At 72.4% G+C, this 15,274-nt stretch carries 14 protein-coding genes; 8 read left to right on the top strand and 6 right to left on the bottom strand.

Features of this window, described 5'->3' with window-relative positions; all coding sequences use genetic code 11:
- Positions 1 to 6 precede the first annotated feature (6 nt).
- The 5 genes from IL992_RS42625 to IL992_RS42605 form a co-directional block, all read right to left on the bottom strand.
- A complete protein-coding gene (locus IL992_RS42625) occupies positions 7 to 1,377 on the bottom strand; it encodes an aldehyde dehydrogenase family protein (RefSeq protein ID WP_193208973.1) in 1,371 nt (456 codons plus the stop codon).
- Positions 1,377 to 2,471, bottom strand: a complete 1,095-nt coding sequence (locus IL992_RS42620) for a phenylacetate--CoA ligase family protein (protein WP_193208972.1) — start codon at positions 2,469 to 2,471, stop codon at positions 1,377 to 1,379. The genes IL992_RS42625 and IL992_RS42620 overlap by 1 nt, the downstream gene beginning before the upstream one ends.
- A 134-nt stretch (positions 2,472 to 2,605) precedes the next feature.
- Positions 2,606 to 2,896, bottom strand: a complete 291-nt coding sequence (locus tag IL992_RS42615; protein ID WP_079320225.1) for a hypothetical protein — start codon at positions 2,894 to 2,896, stop codon at positions 2,606 to 2,608.
- A 57-nt stretch (positions 2,897 to 2,953) separates the two neighbouring features.
- On the bottom strand, positions 2,954 to 3,220 hold the full coding sequence (locus IL992_RS42610) for a hypothetical protein (protein WP_193208971.1): 267 nt from the start codon (positions 3,218 to 3,220) through the stop codon (positions 2,954 to 2,956).
- Positions 3,175 to 3,804 carry an RNA polymerase sigma factor gene (locus tag IL992_RS42605; protein ID WP_193208970.1) on the bottom strand — a complete coding sequence of 210 codons (630 nt, stop codon included), beginning with the start codon at positions 3,802 to 3,804 and terminating at the stop codon, positions 3,175 to 3,177. The genes IL992_RS42610 and IL992_RS42605 overlap by 46 nt, the downstream gene beginning before the upstream one ends.
- 189 nt (positions 3,805 to 3,993) lie before the next feature.
- Between IL992_RS42605 and IL992_RS42600 the strand changes: the two genes are divergently transcribed.
- The 5 genes from IL992_RS42600 (at position 3,994) to IL992_RS42580 (ending at position 11,084) form a co-directional block, all read left to right on the top strand.
- Positions 3,994 to 5,604, top strand: a complete 1,611-nt coding sequence (locus tag IL992_RS42600; protein ID WP_193208969.1) for an ABC-F family ATP-binding cassette domain-containing protein — start codon at positions 3,994 to 3,996, stop codon at positions 5,602 to 5,604.
- A 92-nt stretch (positions 5,605 to 5,696) separates the two neighbouring features.
- Positions 5,697 to 6,470 (top strand): FxLYD domain-containing protein, encoded by a 774-nt coding sequence (locus tag IL992_RS42595; protein WP_193208968.1) that lies wholly within the window; start codon positions 5,697 to 5,699, stop codon positions 6,468 to 6,470.
- Between the two features lie 47 nt (positions 6,471 to 6,517).
- Positions 6,518 to 7,615 carry a saccharopine dehydrogenase NADP-binding domain-containing protein gene (locus tag IL992_RS42590; RefSeq protein ID WP_193208967.1) on the top strand — a complete coding sequence of 366 codons (1,098 nt, stop codon included), beginning with the start codon at positions 6,518 to 6,520 and terminating at the stop codon, positions 7,613 to 7,615.
- A 177-nt stretch (positions 7,616 to 7,792) separates the two neighbouring features.
- Positions 7,793 to 9,778, top strand: a complete 1,986-nt coding sequence (locus IL992_RS42585; RefSeq protein WP_193208966.1) for an RNA polymerase sigma factor — start codon at positions 7,793 to 7,795, stop codon at positions 9,776 to 9,778.
- A gap of 151 nt (positions 9,779 to 9,929) precedes the next feature.
- Positions 9,930 to 11,084, top strand: a complete 1,155-nt coding sequence (locus tag IL992_RS42580) for a C40 family peptidase (RefSeq protein ID WP_193208965.1) — start codon at positions 9,930 to 9,932, stop codon at positions 11,082 to 11,084.
- On the opposite strand, the gene IL992_RS42575 is transcribed toward IL992_RS42580, so the two are convergent.
- On the bottom strand, positions 11,081 to 11,584 hold the full coding sequence (locus IL992_RS42575; protein ID WP_193208964.1) for an inorganic diphosphatase: 504 nt from the start codon (positions 11,582 to 11,584) through the stop codon (positions 11,081 to 11,083). The two genes, IL992_RS42580 and IL992_RS42575, sit on opposite strands and share 4 nt — an antisense overlap.
- A gap of 89 nt (positions 11,585 to 11,673) precedes the next feature.
- Here IL992_RS42575 and dacB point away from each other — a divergent pair, with 89 nt between their 5' ends.
- The 3 genes from dacB to tilS all read left to right on the top strand — a co-directional run bounded on the left by dacB (position 11,674) and on the right by tilS (position 15,262).
- On the top strand, positions 11,674 to 13,056 hold the full coding sequence (gene dacB / locus IL992_RS42570) for a D-alanyl-D-alanine carboxypeptidase/D-alanyl-D-alanine endopeptidase (protein WP_319019185.1): 1,383 nt from the start codon (positions 11,674 to 11,676) through the stop codon (positions 13,054 to 13,056).
- A gap of 56 nt (positions 13,057 to 13,112) precedes the next feature.
- Positions 13,113 to 14,162 (top strand): zinc-dependent metalloprotease, encoded by a 1,050-nt coding sequence (locus IL992_RS42565; RefSeq protein WP_193208963.1) that lies wholly within the window; start codon positions 13,113 to 13,115, stop codon positions 14,160 to 14,162.
- Between the two features lie 71 nt (positions 14,163 to 14,233).
- A complete protein-coding gene (gene tilS, locus IL992_RS42560; RefSeq protein WP_193208962.1) occupies positions 14,234 to 15,262 on the top strand; it encodes a tRNA lysidine(34) synthetase TilS in 1,029 nt (342 codons plus the stop codon).
- The last annotated feature ends 12 nt before the right edge of the window (positions 15,263 to 15,274 follow it).

Here is a 15,274-nt window from a genome sequence, read left to right as displayed (position 1 = left end):
AATTGGTTAAGTGCGGATGACGCCTTTCGTACGCATGAGGAACTCGCCCAGGTAGGCGTCGTGCGGAACCCACGGCGGCATCAGATACGTGGGGGTGTCCCCCAGGTAGACGTTCCTGATCGACGGGTCCTCCACCAGGCGGTCGACCAGCCCGTCGTCCTCGGTGACGGCGGTCAGCACGAGCGTGTTCCGCAGCGGCTCTATGCCGTCCGCGCGACTCCACGGCGCGAACCACACACAGGGGAACGACAGCTCGATGCCCGTCTGGGGCGCGTCCGGCCGGTCCACCCGGAAGACGGCCGGTCGCAGGACCCCGCTGCCGTCGCCCAGGTCGTCCACCACGCCGTCGCCGCCGAGCACGGGCGTCGCGCCGTTCACGTGGTCAAGCAGGTACTTCTCGATCGCGTGCGCGTCCGCGACCGGCTGGACGGGCAGCACCGCGCCGTCGTCCTCCGGCGGCAGGCTCGGGATCGCCGAGAGCCGTTCCGCGACGGCATCGGCCACCGGTGCGGGATCGCCCTCCACGAAGACGGCGGTGGTGTTCACACAGGCCGTCCCCCCGAAGGCGCTGACCGACTCCACGATCGTGCCGAGGTGGGACTCCCAGTCGTGCCCGGTGAGAAGGATCTTGGACCGTCCCGGGCCCTGCGGCAGCACCCTGACGTCGTTGCCGTACTTGTTCACGACCTCCTCGCCGCCGTACACCATGGCGAGGTCCGCGTCGCGGATGATGTCGTCGGCCACCGCGTAGTCGGTCGGCAGGAGCACCACCTGGTCGTCGCCGAACCCCGACTCCCGCAGCGCCGTGATCAGGCGGTGCGGGGTGAACGGCTCGCGCCGCGAGGGGCGCACCGCGACCCGGTAGCCGAGCGCCAGGGCCTCCAGCCACAACGTGTGCACGCCCGGGTGGTTGCCCGCGGCGTGCACGGCGAAGACGTCGCCGCGCCGCGTCCAGACCGCCTGGCCGTTGCGGGTGAGCGGGTCGCGCCAGTCGTCCACCGCCCCCTCGGGACGGGCGTACCGGGTGGTGCGGTACGCCTCTCCGGCGCGCCGGCCGATGCCCGCGGTCGCCGAGCGGACCACGGTGATCGGCATCCCCGAGACGCGGCTGACGATGTGCCGGTATTCCTCCGCCGGGATGCCGTCCACCACACCGGTCGCGAAGAGCCGTCCCGCCCGGGCGAGGGCCGTCGCCCGCTCGTGGGCCGGCAGGGTTCGCGCCTCGCGCAGGGCCGCCATCGTCCGCTGGACGAACAGCCGCGGCACCAGGCTCAGCTCGGCGACCGGCGTCCCGGTCAGCTCCCTGATCGTCGACCGGCTGCGGCTGTGGTAGGGCCCGCCCGCGCCCAGCGCGTCGAGCCGGATCAGCTCGTCCATCAGTACACCCCCTCGATGACCGTTTCGTTCTCGAAGGTGGTGAGCGGGCCGACGTCGGCGACGGAGTCGCCCATCTGCCCCGGCGGCGGCGCCACGCGGGTGGCCAGGTCGCGTTCGAGGTTGTTGGGCAGCAGGAAGCTCTTGCTGACATGGTGCATCACCACCTGGCCGCGGTCGCCGTACCGGACGGCCTCCCCGGTCTCCTGGTCCACCACCGAGAACGTGATGTAGGGCGAGAACGTGTCGAAGACGACGAGGTCCTCCTCCGGCGGCGTGACACGCTCGCCCAGCCCGCCGAGGATCATCGTGCTGCCGTACGTGCCGTACAGCTTGACGTTCGGGAAGACCTCGGTGCGGAGCAGGTAGCGGGTGTCGGGGTCCATGTGCGCGCCGCCCCAGCTGATCGCGGCGATCTTCGAGTTGATCAAATCGACGAGCGCGTTCCTGCGGGCAAGCCGGGTCAGCAGCGGCGGCGTGGTCACCAGGACCCGCACGTCCTGGGTCTCCAGGATGTAGGTGCTCTGGTCGATCAGGTGCTCGGCGTAGCGTTCGGCCTCGTCGCCGCGGCCCTCGGCGATGCACCTCTTCACCCACCGGGGGTCCATGTCGACCGTGAACCGGATGCCGCCCCGCCGCGCGGCCTGCCAGCGGACCAGTTCGCCGAAGACGTGCGGCCCGGTCGGCCCGAGCGACAGCCAGTGGCCGCTCTCCGGGTAGCCCCTCGCCTGAAGGTCCTGCTCGGTCCGGTGCATCAGCCGTTCCATCCAGTCCCGCAGCAGCACGACGCGCTTGGGTGGCCCGGTCGTGCCGCCGCTCTCGTACACGCCGATCACGTCCGCGTCCGGGCCGTACCCCCGGGGGATCAGGTCCTCCACCCGGACGTCACGCAGTTCGTTGGCCACATTGGGGAACCGGCGCAGGTCCTCGAAGGTGCGCACGTCCTCACGCGGGTCGAAGTCGAGCGTCTTCGCCCGTTCCAGCCAGTACGGCGAGCCGGTCTCGGGACTGAAATGCCACCGCATGGCGGCCTCGATGAACTCCGGGCCCTCCGGGACCTGGTCGAGCGGGCAGTCGAGGATCGGATCTGTTGACATATCCGGCCCCTTTGACTCGGAAATCCCCTGAAAGGCCAGGCTATTTCCGGGCGATTCGCCACCAGGTCAAGAGATTCCGGGACTGTGGAAAAGATCGGACACCAGATCCCAGGGCCGGATCTCAGGGCCAGATTTCAGGGCCGGGGCGAGGTGCGCTGCCAGAGCCGGCCCTGGCCCTTCCCCGTCGCGGCCCGGCAGCGGGGACACACCCTCCGCACCTCGTCGGCCGCCCCGCCCGATTCCGGGAACGCGTCCGGCCACGGGACATGGTGGAACCGGTGCAGCCGCGACCGGCTGAGCGCGAGCCCGCACACGGTCTGGTTGGTGCCGGGCCACCAGGCGTGCGCCTCGCCCGCGGGCTTGCGTACGCCGTCCTCGTCCCGCCACTCGCCCGAAGCGGCCACAGAAGGCTCCCCACGCGGCATCGCCCGCCTCCTCTCGCGTCCCCGCCGCATGCTTCCCGTACGAGGCGGGGCGAACCCTCAGCAGGGCACCTTGACGTGGGAGGGGCTCGGCGCGAGAGAGGGCAGGTCCTGTGCGACGTCCACCCCGACGACGGCCGCGGAGTCGATCACCGCCCCCTTCGGCGTACGCGTCGTCACCGTCCTCGGCTTCCTGTCCCGTTCGAGCTCCCTGCGCAGCCCCTTGGGATCCACGCCCTTGGTGACCATGTAGCGGTAGGTGCGGTCGACGTGCGCCTTGCTCAGGGGCCCGGTCGTGAACGACCTCGTCCTGTCGCGGATCGCCACCGCGCTGTGGTCGCGGGCTGGGCAGTGCGATGCCCGGAGCCGGAGCCGCGCCGATCTGCCGTTCCCGGCTGAGCCAGGGGCCGGTGCCGCCGGCCGGGATCCAGCGCTCCTCCGTGCCGGTGACCTGCATCCCGGTCCCAGGCGACGAGCAGCAGCACGTGACGGTCGCCCGGTCTGAGCGCGGCGAGCGCGGCCGCGAGCGGCCGGTTCACCGCCAACGTCGTCACTTCGTCCTCCACCAGGCCGCCGGACACGGCGGCGGGATGGACGTCGCTGCGGACGTACGCCCGATAGAGGGTCATCTCGCTGCGCCGGCGCTTGCCGATGACGTTGGAGGCGATGCCGTACAGCCATGGACGGGCGTCGGCGTGCCGGACGTCGTAGCGATGCCGGCTCTGGAACGCGGCGAGGAACGTCTCGGACACCACGTCCTCGGCGCTGTCCGGCCCCAGGCGTCGGGCGGCGTACCGGTGCAGGGAGGGCGCGTGCCGGTCGAAGAGCACGGCGAAGACCTCGGGCTGCCGCATCGACCGCTGGATCAGCGTCATGTCCGCGGCGTCAACGGCCGTGACGGGTTCCGGCATGAATGGTGGGCCCCTTCATCAGTCGCCTCTCGCGACGGCGGGTACGGTCGCCCGTCATTACCGGCCGCCCCCGGAATGGTTCACGATGCCGATGTTCCGGCCCGCAGGCCGTCGTGACGGCGGAAAAATGGCGTGCCCGGTGTGGTGGGCGGCAGGTAGCCTCTCCGGGAAATCCGGAAGGGGCGTCAAGTGGGTCATGTCGAGGTCGGGCATCTGACGCATGTGCTGCCGGACGGCAGGATGCTCCTGAACGACGTCTCGTTCCGGGTGGGGGAGGGCGTCAAGGCGGCCCTGGTCGGCCCGAACGGCGCGGGCAAGACGACCCTGCTGCGGATGATCGCGGGCGATCTCCAGCCGGTCGAGGGCACGGTGGCCCATTCGGGCGGTCTCGGTGTGATGCGGCAGTTCGTCGGCAACATCCGGGACGGCCGTACGGTCCAGGACCTGCTGCTCAGCGTCGCGCCCGAACGGGTCAGGACGGCGGCCGAACGGCTCGACGCCGCCGAGCTCGCGATGATGGAGCGGGACGACGAGAAGACCCAGATGCGGTACGCCCAGGCGATCACCGACTACACCGACGCCGGGGGCTACGACATCGAGGTGCTCTGGGACGCCTGCGCGATGGCCGCCCTCGGCACGCCGTACGACAGGGTGAAGTATCGCGAGGTCGCCACGCTGTCCGGAGGCGAGCAGAAGAGGCTGGTGCTGGAGGCGCTGCTGCGCGGGCCCGACCAGGTGCTGCTGCTCGACGAGCCCGACAACTACCTCGACGTGCCGGGCAAGGTGTGGCTGGAGACGGCGCTGCGCGAGACGCCCAAGACCGTGCTGCTGGTCTCCCACGACCGCCAGCTTCTCGCCAACGCCGCCGACCGGATCGTCACGGTCGAGTCCGGCAACGTCTGGATCCACGGCGGCGGCTTCGCGACGTACGCCGAGGCGCGGCGGGAGCGCAACGAGCGGCTCGACGAGCTGCGCAGGCGCTGGGACGAGGAGCACGCCAAGCTCAAGCGCCTGGTGGTCATGCTCAAGCAGAAGGCCACCTACAACGACGGCATGGCCCCCGCCTACCACGCGGCGCAGACGCGGCTGCGCCGGTTCGAGGAGGCCGGGCCGCCGGAGCTCGCGCCGAAGGAGCAGGTCATCAGCATGCGGCTGCGCGGCGGACGCACCGGCAAGCGTGCGGTGATGTGCGAGGGGCTGGAGCTGACCGGCCTCATGAAGCCCTTCGACCTGGAGGTCTGGTACGGCGAGCGGGTCGCCGTGCTCGGCTCGAACGGCTCCGGCAAGTCACACTTCCTGCGGCTGCTCGCGGGAGAGGGCGTACGGCACACCGGGACGGTCAAACTCGGCGCGCGGGTCGTCCCCGGGCACTTCGCCCAGACCCACGCCCGGCCCGAACTGCTCGGCCGTACGCCCTGCGAGATCGTCATGACCGAGCACGCCCGGCTGAAGAACGAGGCGATGAAGGCGCTGGCCCGCTACGAACTCGCCGGCCGGGTCGCCGAGCAGCGGTTCGAGACGCTGTCGGGTGGCCAGCAGGCCCGCCTGCAGATCCTGCTGCTCGAACTGTCGGGCGCCACGCTGCTGCTGCTCGACGAGCCGACCGACAACCTCGACCTGGCCAGCGCCGAGGCCCTGCAGCAGGGACTGGACGCCTTCGAGGGCACCGTGCTGGCGGTGACGCACGACCGCTGGTTCGCCGCGGACTTCGACCGCTACCTGGTCTTCGGCTCCGACGGGCGGGTGTACGAGTCGCCCGAGCCGGTCTGGGACGAGACACGCGTGGTCCGCCCGCGATAGACGGCCGGTAAAGATACCGGCGGGAGCGCGCGTGTCCCGGAGGCGGCGTCCGATTCAGCGGTTATGACGGCTAAGTGACGCGACGTTGCCACATGACCGTCGCACTCGCCCTCGCCGCGCTGGCGATGGCGTCGTGCGCGAGGGAAGACAAGCAGGAGGGCCCGCAACCGCTGGCCCTCAAGGAGCAGGTGTCCTCGATCGTGCGCTCGGGGACCGGATACGCGGTGACCTGGGCGGGGGTGCTGAGCAACCCCAACCGCTGGCACTTCGGGGAGAACGCGGTCGCCGTGATCACGGCGGTGGACGCCGCGGGCAAGGAGGTCGTCCACCTGGAGCAGCCGCTGGACGCGGTGCCGCCCGGCCGCCCGCTGGCCTTCGGCGGCCAGGTCGCGAGCGCCGCCCAGCCGGTTCGCGTGAAGATCGACTATCGCCCCGCCTCGTGGCGGTCCATCCCGCGCGCCCCTTCGGCGTTCCTCAAGTTCCCGATCTCGGACGTCCGCAGCGACAAGCTGACGAACGGGTCCTACCTCGTCACCGGCTACGTGCTCGACCCGTTCCGCAAGCCCGCCGGCGGCCTCGCCGTCACGGCCCTGCTGCGTGACGCGGCGGGCAAGCTCGTCGGCGGGGCCACGTCGTACGTGGATGACGTACGGCCGGGGGCCAAGCGCAGGTTCGTCATCACCGTCGAGGGCGTGCGCGGGCCGGTCGCCGCGACCGACGTGCAGGCCACGACCTGGGGCTCGACCGCCAAGACGTACGAGGATCTGGCCCAGGCCGGGGCCGTTCCGCTGCACACGGTCGCGCCGACGACGGAGCCTTTCGTCAAGGACCGCGGGTATCCGCCGCCCAACGACCGGCGCCAGTGAGCGGCCCACTGCCGATCTTGACAGGACGGGCGGGTTACCGTAGCGGGATGGCCACCCCGAGGATCGTGCTGTTCGGAGCCACCGGCTTCACCGGCAGGCTCACCGCCGAGGCGCTCACCGCACGCGGGGCCCGGCCGTTGCTGGCCGGGCGGGACCAGACGCGGCTCACCGCCCTCGCCGACTCGCTGGGCGGCGACCTGCCCACCGCGGTCGCCGACGTCGGGCGCCCCGAGTCCGTACGGCGGATCGTCGCGCCGGGCGACGTGCTGATCTCGACCGTCGGCCCGTTCGTCAGGTGGGGAGAGGCCGCGGTCGCCGCCGCCACCGAGGCGGGCGCGGTCTACCTCGACACCACCGGAGAGCCCACGTTCATCAAGCGGATCTTCCAGCGGTACGGCCCCGCCGCGGCGGCCCGGGGCGCGGCCCTGATCACCGCCTTCGGGTACGACTACGTGCCCGGCAACCTCGCCGCGGCCCTGGCCCTGCACAAGGCGGGGCCGGGGGCCGTACGCGTGGACGTCGGCTACTTCGTGGAGGGTGGCATGGCGCGGCGCGCGAGCGCCGGGACCCGCGCCTCGGCGCTGGGAATGATCCTCGAACCGATGTACGGCTTCCGCGAGGGCCGTATCGTCCCCGAGCACGGCCGCACCCGCAAGTTCCTCGTGGACGGCCGTGTGCGGCACGGCCTGTCCATCGGCGCCTCCGAGCACTTCACGCTGCCGCCCGCGCATCCCGGCCTCCGCGAGGTGAACGTCTACCTCGGCTGGCTGGGCGGGCTGACGAGGGTCGCGGGCGTGCTGGCCAAGGCGACCCCCACCATCGCCGCGCTGCCGGGGATCCGGCGGGCGACCGAGGCGCTGGCCGACCGGGTGCTCCGTACGGGCGGGGGCGGCGCGCCGGCCGGGGCGGGCGTGTCGTCGCGCATCGTCGCCGAGGCGTACGACGCGGAAGGCCGCCGCCTGGCCGCCGTCGACCTCGCCGGAGGCGACCCGTACGAGTTCACGGCCGGTGTGCTGGCCTGGGCGGCGACGACGGCGCTGGCCGAGGGGGTGCGCGGCACCGGTGCCCTCGGGCCCGTGGACGCCTTCGGCCTCGACGCGCTCACGCGCGGCTGCGCCGAGGTGGGAATGACCGCGAGGGAGTGACGGGCCTCCACACGGCGTCCTGTATCGGGAGCCGGGGTTTTTCATGATTAGTCGCGCGATATAGCGGAAAATTCCGGCAAATTAACTGGATGGCGAAGTGTAAAAGCCGACGAGGTAGGACGTGACTTCGCCCGAACGGGTGGAGCGGCGAGTTACTGAGCATTTACTCTCAGTTATATGAATGATGGCGTCCTGGTCGAGGCGTTGCGGGCCCGGGATCCGGGAGCGCTGGCCGCCCTTTATGACACTTATGCGGGCAATCTTTACCGATACTGCCGCACGTTGCTGGCCGGGCCCGACGCCGCCCAGGTCGCGCTGCGCGACACGCTGATCGCCGCGGAGGCCCTCGTCGGCTCGCTGGCCGACCCGGACAGGTTCCGCCCCTGGCTGTACGCCCTGGCCCGTGGCGAGTGCATGCGCCGCCGCACGCCAGGGGAGGAGGGCGGGCCGGACCCCGGGCCGGTCCCCGTCGCGACCGTGCCCTTCCCCGGCGTCACGGCCGAAGGCGCCGAGGCCGACCTGCGCCTCGTCGCGAGCAGTGCCGTGGGGGCGCTGTCGGCCGAGGACCGTGAGGTGCTCGAACTGGTGGCCCGGCACGGGATGACCGGCCTGGACCTGGCCGCCGTGCTCGGTACGGGCGAGCGGTACGCCGAGGCGCTCCTCGACGCGGCCACGGAACGCCTGCGTGAGACGGTGACCGTCGAGATCCTGGCCAGGCGTGCCACCCACGACTGCGAGCGGGCGTCCGCCATCCTCGCGGGCTTCACGGGAGAACTCACCCCGCAGACGCGGGCCCAGCTCACTCGGCACCTCGCCCGGTGCGAGACCTGCGGGCGCCAGCGCGTCCGGCAGATCTCGCCGGCCAAGGTATTCGGCCTGCTCCCCCAGATCGCCCTGCCGGAGACGCTGCGGGTGCGGGTGCTCAGCAGCTTCATCGATCCCGAACTCGTCCCCTATCGGCGGTACGTCGCCAAGCGCGTGGGCGGGCTCAACACCGCGGGCTTCCCGAGGGCGGGCCGCCGCGAGGGCAGGCTGGCGCAGGCGGTGGCGGGCGCCGTGGCCGCCCTGGCGGCGGTGGCGACGATCGCGCTCGTGTTCGCCCAGTTCGCCGGGGACCTGCGCGAGCAGGCCGCCGACACGTTCGCCCCGCGACGGCTCCCCACGGCCGAGGCCCCCGCCAGCCCGTCCGGCGGCACCACCTCCCCCGAGGGGTCTCAGGACGAGGCCGACGGGGTCGGCGGGCGCTCGCCGGTGCCTCCGGTCTCCCGGGATCTGGCCGAGCCGGTCGTGCCCGTGGTTTCCGCGAGGCCGGTCGCCCTGCCGCGCCCCGCGCCCCTGCCCGCTCCCGTGCCGCCCACGGCCGGCCGGCCGCACCACCCCGCGCCGCACGGGAAGCCGTCCGGGCACCCCACGGGCGCGCCGTCCTCACAGGGGCCGGGTGCCTCACCGTCCGGCCCGACACCCACGCCGACCATCACCCCCGGAACCCCAGGCACTGAGCCGGGCGAGGAGCCCAGCCCCGGCGGGTCCGGCTCCGATGACCCGGGTTCCGGCGGGCCCGGCTCCGAGGGGCCGGGTTCCGGTGGGCACTGGCCCGGCCACCCCGGATCGGGCTGGCCGCCCCGTGGCGGACCGCCGCCGGCGCACTGGCCGGGACACCGTCCGCCCTGGCGTGACCACCAGCACCATCCCCGTCCTCACCGGGAGTGCCCGCCGACTCCCGCGCCCTCCCGCAGGCCCTCGGGCGATGACGGCGGGCCCTCGGCCGTACCGCCCGGGCGCGGCGGATACGGCGGGAGGCGCGAGGCGCACGGCCCAGGAGGCGGCGCGCGAGCACAAGGTGCCGGAGGCGGCCGACGAGCAGAGGGCGCCGGAGGCGACGGGAGGCAGGGCGCCGGATACGGCGGCCCGCCGCGGCACGTCCGGCCCGGCGACCCCGGCCGCGACGGCCGCGACGGCTCACGCCGCGACGGTCCTGGGCCCGACCGCCTCGGCCGGGACGGCTCCCTGCCGGGCGTACCCGATGGAACCCGGGACGGCGGCTCCGAACGCGGGCCGGAGCGCCGTGGCACGTCCGGCGACCCCGCGGCCGGAAGCTCCGGCGGGCCCGGAGGGCCCGGGGGCGGATCCGCTCCGGGCCGGACCGTCCGCGAGGCGGTGTAGGGGCCGCTCACAGGCCCCGAGACGTCGGCCCGTTCTTTCCCTGCCTAAACGGGACGACCTACCACATAGGTTGATTACTGGACGTAGCTTAGATGTGTACGGAGAGTAGTCGACGGGAAGTGAGGGGAGTGGAGCAGGGAAGGGGAAGGAATTGCCACTCCTCAGAGCATCGGGGCTGGTCGCCGGGCTCGGGTCAAGTCTCGTCCTGACCTTCGGAGCCCCGGCGGGAGCCGATCCGAAGCCGTCCGCCAAGGACGTCGCCAAGGCACGCCAGCAGGTGCAGGAGCGCGTAAAGGAACTGGGCAAGGCCGAGGCGGACCTCGCGGTCGCGCAGGCCCGCCGGGAGGCGCTGAACACCGAGGCCGAGCGGCTCGTGGAGGCGTACAACGGGCAACTCGTCCAGCTTGAGCAGGCGCGTTCCGCGTACGAGCAGTCGGCGCGGCGGGTCCGCCAGGCGGCCGACCAGGTCGCGGAGCTGCGCGGCGAGGTGGCGGCGAGAGTGGCCGAGGGGTACGGCGGGGTGCGGCTGTCACCGTCCGCCGCGGCCATGCTCGGCGGTCTCGGCGACGTGCACGGCTTCCTGCGAAGAGCCAGCGTGCTGACGCAACTCGGCGACGAACGGACCGCCTCGCTGCAACGGCTGAAAGACGCGCAACAGGTCTTCGAGATCCTCCGAGAACAGGCGGCCCGTGCCTACTCCGAGCAGTCGCGCAGCGCCGACGAGGTGCGACAGGCGAAGGACGCGGCACAGCGGGCCGTCGAGGAACAGCTCGAACAGACCAAACGGATCGAGCAGGAGAAAGCGGAGATCTCCAAACGGCTGGAGGCCGCCCGCGACCGCGTCGACGAACTGAAACAGGCGAGGAGCAAGGCCAGGCAGGCGGCCCTCCCCGCACGCAGAAGTCTGGCGGTGCCGGCCTGGGCCGGGCGGCTCGGGTCGGGACCCGGCGAGATGGCCGCCCAGTGGGCGCTCAAACAGATCGGCAAGCCGTACGTGTGGGCCGCCGCAGGCCCGTCGGGGTTCGACTGCTCGGGGCTGACGATGCGGGCCTGGCAGCGGGCCGGGGTGTCACTCGATCACTGGACCGGCACGCAGTGGACCTCGGGACGGCACGTCCCGATGAAGGACCTGCGCACCGGCGACCTCATCTTCTACGGCCGGTTGAGCCGGAATCCCGGCACCATCCATCATGTGGGCATCTACATCGGGCGCGGCATGATGGTCCACGCCCCCCAGACGGGGGACGTGGTGCGCATCTCGCCCATCTGGCGCCACGATCTGGTCGGCGCCACCCGGCCCGGCTAGTGCTCCTCGTCGTGGTGCTCGGTCTCCTGGAAGCGCTCGATGCTGGCGAGGATCTCGGCCTCGGCCTCGGTGCGGCCGACCCAGTTGGCGCCCTCGACCGACTTACCGGGTTCCAGGTCCTTGTAGACCTCGAAGAAGTGCTGGATCTCCAGCCGGTCGAACTCGGCGACGTGGTGGATGTCGCGGATGTGCTCCATCCGCGGATCGGTCGCCGGAACGCACAGGACCTTGTCGTCGCCGCCCTTCTCGTCGGTCATCCGGAACATCCCGACGGCGCGGCAGCGGATCAGGCAACCGGGAAAGGTCGGCTCCTGGAGCAGGACCAACGCGTCGAGCGGGTCTCCGTCCTCGCCGAGAGTGTTCTCGATGAACCCGTAGTCGGCGGGGTACTGGGTAGACGTGAAAAGCAGGCGGTCCAGACGTATGCGGCCGGTCTTGTGGTCAACCTCGTACTTGTTCCGTTGTCCCTTGGGGATCTCAACGACAACGTCGAACTCCACTCGTTCCTCCGCATGAGTCCCCGGTCTCCCGGGCTGGCGTTAATGTCTCGTAGGCGTGGTCAAGGTCGGCGCGAAATGAGGGTGTAGTGGTGCGACGTGAGCGGTGGATGGTGGTGGCCACCCTCGCCCTGCTGCAGATCTTCGTCGTCCTCGCGGGCACCTATCTGATCACCCATGACGCCGACAGGACCCCGGCTCCGGTCGCGTCCCCGAAGCCGACCCCGATCCCCCTGGTGACCGCGGGTCCGGTTCTGGCCGCGGCGGGGGACGGGGCTCTCCCCGCCAAGGGTACTTTGACCACCCGGCTCACCGCTGCGATGGGTGACCCCGCCCTCGGCGGCAGCGTGGCCGGGATCGTGCTCGACGTCGCGACGGGAACGCCGATATTCGACGGCCGCTCGGGCACGGCCATCACCCCGGCCTCGACCACCAAGGTCGTCACCGCGCTGACGGTGCTGGCCACGGTGGGGCCGGACGCCCGCCTGGCCACCCGGGTCGTGCGGGGGGCCTCCGCCACATCGATCGTCCTGGTCGGCGGCGGCGACCCGACCCTGGCCGGCCCGCGGACGAGCGCCGCCGAGCAGGAGGAGATCTACCCGCGGCCCGCGTCGCTCGCCCGGCTCGCCGCGAGCACGGCCAAGGCGCTCAAGGCGGCGAAGCTCACCTCGGTGGACCTGTCGTACGACGCCTCCCTGTTCGGCGGGCCGCGGACGGCGCCGGGCTGGAAGCCGACGTACATCCCGGAGGGCAGCGTCGCCCCGGTGTCCGCGCTCATGATGGACGAGGGCCGGGCGGCCAACGGCGCCCGCTACCCGGACCCGGCGCAGGCCACCGCCGACGCGTTCGCCACGCTGCTCAGGAAGAACGGCATCAAGGTGGGCAAGGGGGTCGACTCGGCCAAGGCGGCGCCCACCGCGCAGGAACTGGCCCGGGTGGAGTCCGGCCCGATCTACGCGCTCGTGGAGCGGATGCTCACGCACAGTGACAACGACCTCGCCGAGGCACTCGCCCGCCAGGCCGCCATCAAGGAGGGCCTCCCGCACACCTTCCAGGGCGTGCCCACGGCGGTCGGGCGCGTGCTCACCCGCCTCGGCGTGACCGACGGGGTGGAGGTCCACGACGGCAGCGGGCTGTCCACGAAGAACCGGATCACGCCGACGGCCCTCGCGCACATCCTGGCCGTGGCGTCGTCCTCCGCCCATCCGGAGCTGCACTCGCTGATCAGTGGCCTGCCGGTCGCGCATTTCACCGGGACTCTGCACAATCGTTACCAGAAGTCCGATTCCAGGGCCGGCGCCGGATTGGTACGCGCGAAGACGGGCACTCTGAACGGGGTGAACACCCTGGCGGGCATCGCGTACACGTCCACGGGCCGGTTGCTGACCTTCGCGTTCATGGCCGACCAGGTGGCCAACCCGCCGGAGGCGATCGCCGCCCTCGACAAAATGGCCACGATCGTCTCCCAGAGCTAGCGATCCCCTCACGCCTGCATGCGCGGCGAGAAGTCGGAGAACGTACGGTGGTGGGTATGCAGGTGATCGACTGGGATCTGGCCGTCGCGACCGGGGTGCGCCTCGTGCGGCCCGGCCCTCAGGTGAGCCGCGAGGAGGCCAGGCAGGCGGTCCTCGAACTGCGGCGGCTGTCGCGGGACGCCGAGGGGCACGTGCGGGAGTTCACCCGCATCGACTCGGCGACGCCCGAGGCGGCGACCGTGGTCGACCGTCCCGGGTGGATCCGCGCCAACGTGGACGGCTTCCGCGTGGTGCTCGAGCCGCTGACGCAGAAGATGTCGAACATGCCGGCGGTCGTCGGCGCGGTCGGCTCGCGCATCACCGGTCTCGAGGTCGGCGCCGTGCTGGCCTTCCTCGCCTCCCGGGTGCTCGGTCAGTACGAGCTCTTCCTCCCGCCCGACCCCTCGGGCCGCGCCCCGACCGGCCGCCTGACGCTGGTGGCGCCCAACATCGTGCACGCCGAGCGCGAGCTGGGCGTCGATCCCCGCGACTTCCGCCTGTGGGTGTGCCTGCACGAGGAGACCCACCGGGTGCAGTTCACCGGCGTCCCCTGGCTCCGGGAGTACGTCCGCAGCCAGATGACCGAGTTCCTCCTCGCGTCCGAGATGGACCTGGCGACGCTGCTGGAGCGCCTGCGCGCCGCCTCCGACGCCGTGGCCGACGCCTTCAGGGGCGGCGAGGGCAACCTCATCGAGGCCATCCAGACGCCCGAGCAGAAGGCCGTGCTCGACCGCGTGACGGCCGTGATGACGCTGGTGGAGGGGCACGGCGACTACGTCATGGACGCCGTGGGCCCGTCCGTCGTGCCGTCGGTCGCCGAGATCCGCGCCAAGTTCCAGCGCCGCCGCGAGGGCGGCTCGCGCTTCGACCAGCTCGTCCGCCGGCTGCTCGGCATCGAGCTGAAGATGAAGCAGTACGCCGAGGGCTCCCACTTCGTCCGCACCGTCGTGGACGAGGCCGGCATGGAGTCGTTCAACAAGGTCTGGACCTCGCCGGAGACCCTGCCCGACCGCGAGGAGATCGCCGACCCGCACGCCTGGATGTCCCGCGTCCTGACCTCCGCCTGATCCCGCCCACCTGCCCGGACCCGTCGGACGCGCGTTTCCCCACGCCCGCCCAGGGCGGACAGAATGGCCGCATGGGCCCACATCCCGCCGTCGCCGACGTCCGCCGCGCCGTACGGCTGTCGCTCGCGGACCTCGCCGCGCCGGACGACTCCCCCGCCCCTCGCGGGGCGCGGGAGTCGTCCGGCGCGCTCGTCCTCGTGGCCTGCAGCGGCGGCGCCGACTCGCTGGCGCTGGCGGCGGCCACCGGCTTCGCGGCCCCGCGCCTCGGCCTGCGCGCCGGGCTGCTGACCGTCGACCACGGCCTGCAGGAGGGCTCGGCCGGCCGGGCCCGCGACGTCGTAAGGCTCGCACCCTCGCTCGGTCTCGACCCGGCCGAGGCGCTGACGGTCACGGTCGGCACGGCCGGGGGCCCCGAGGCCGCGGCGCGGGAGGCCCGCTACGCCGCGCTGACCGCCGCGGCCGAGCGACTGGGCGCGGCCGCGGTCCTGCTCGGCCACACCCGCGACGACCAGGCGGAGACCGTGCTGCTGCGCCTGGCCCGCGGCAGCGGCACGCGGTCCCTTTCCGGCATGGCGGAGGTCTCCGGGATCTATCGGCGGCCCCTGCTGGGGCTCGGCCGGGAGCGGACCAGGCAGGCGTGTGACGCCCTCGGCCTGCGGCCCTGGGACGACCCGCACAACGACGATCCCGCGTACACCAGGGTCCGGGTGCGGCGCGACGCCCTCCCGGCGCTGGAAGCCGCGCTGGGACCGGGGATCGCCGAGGCGCTGGCCCGTACGGCGCGGCTGTGCCGGGACGACGCCGACGCTCTGGACGAGTGGGCGGACGCAGTCCACGCGAAGTCGCGCGGCCCCGGCGGGGAGCTGGACGTGTCCGTGCTGGCGGACGTGCCGGGGGCGGTGCGGCGGAGGGTCATCCAGCGGGCGGCCGTGGAGGCCGGGGCGCACGCCGCCGCGCTCGCGGCGGTGCACATCGAGGCGGTCGAGCGGCTGGTGACCGGCTGGCACGGGCAGAAGGGAGTGGACCTACCCGGGGGGGTAGGGGTGGTCAGGCGCTGTGGCACCCTTGTCTTCGCCGTGGACAACCTCTCGCTCGCGTAAGGAAAACCCCAG

It is taken from the genome of Microbispora sitophila, assembly GCF_014892245.1.
Lineage (GTDB): Bacteria > Actinomycetota > Actinomycetes > Streptosporangiales > Streptosporangiaceae > Microbispora > Microbispora siamensis.
Note: the sequence above shows the minus strand (reverse complement) of the source record. Positions and strands in the feature narration are given on the sequence as shown.

Coding starts and splice junctions, on each gene's coding strand:
- IL992_RS42590 (WP_193208967.1), top strand. CDS start 6,518: ATGGCCACCCCGAGGATCGTGCTGTTCGGAGCCACCGGCTTCACCGGC.
- IL992_RS42620 (WP_193208972.1), bottom strand. CDS start 2,471: ATGTCAACAGATCCGATCCTCGACTGCCCGCTCGACCAGGTCCCGGAG.
- tilS (WP_193208962.1), top strand. CDS start 14,234: ATGGGCCCACATCCCGCCGTCGCCGACGTCCGCCGCGCCGTACGGCTG.
- IL992_RS42625 (WP_193208973.1), bottom strand. CDS start 1,377: ATGGACGAGCTGATCCGGCTCGACGCGCTGGGCGCGGGCGGGCCCTAC.
- IL992_RS42595 (WP_193208968.1), top strand. CDS start 5,697: ATGACCGTCGCACTCGCCCTCGCCGCGCTGGCGATGGCGTCGTGCGCG.
- IL992_RS42605 (WP_193208970.1), bottom strand. CDS start 3,804: ATGCCGGAACCCGTCACGGCCGTTGACGCCGCGGACATGACGCTGATC.
- IL992_RS42585 (WP_193208966.1), top strand. CDS start 7,793: ATGAATGATGGCGTCCTGGTCGAGGCGTTGCGGGCCCGGGATCCGGGA.
- IL992_RS42565 (WP_193208963.1), top strand. CDS start 13,113: ATGCAGGTGATCGACTGGGATCTGGCCGTCGCGACCGGGGTGCGCCTC.
- IL992_RS42615 (WP_079320225.1), bottom strand. CDS start 2,896: ATGCCGCGTGGGGAGCCTTCTGTGGCCGCTTCGGGCGAGTGGCGGGAC.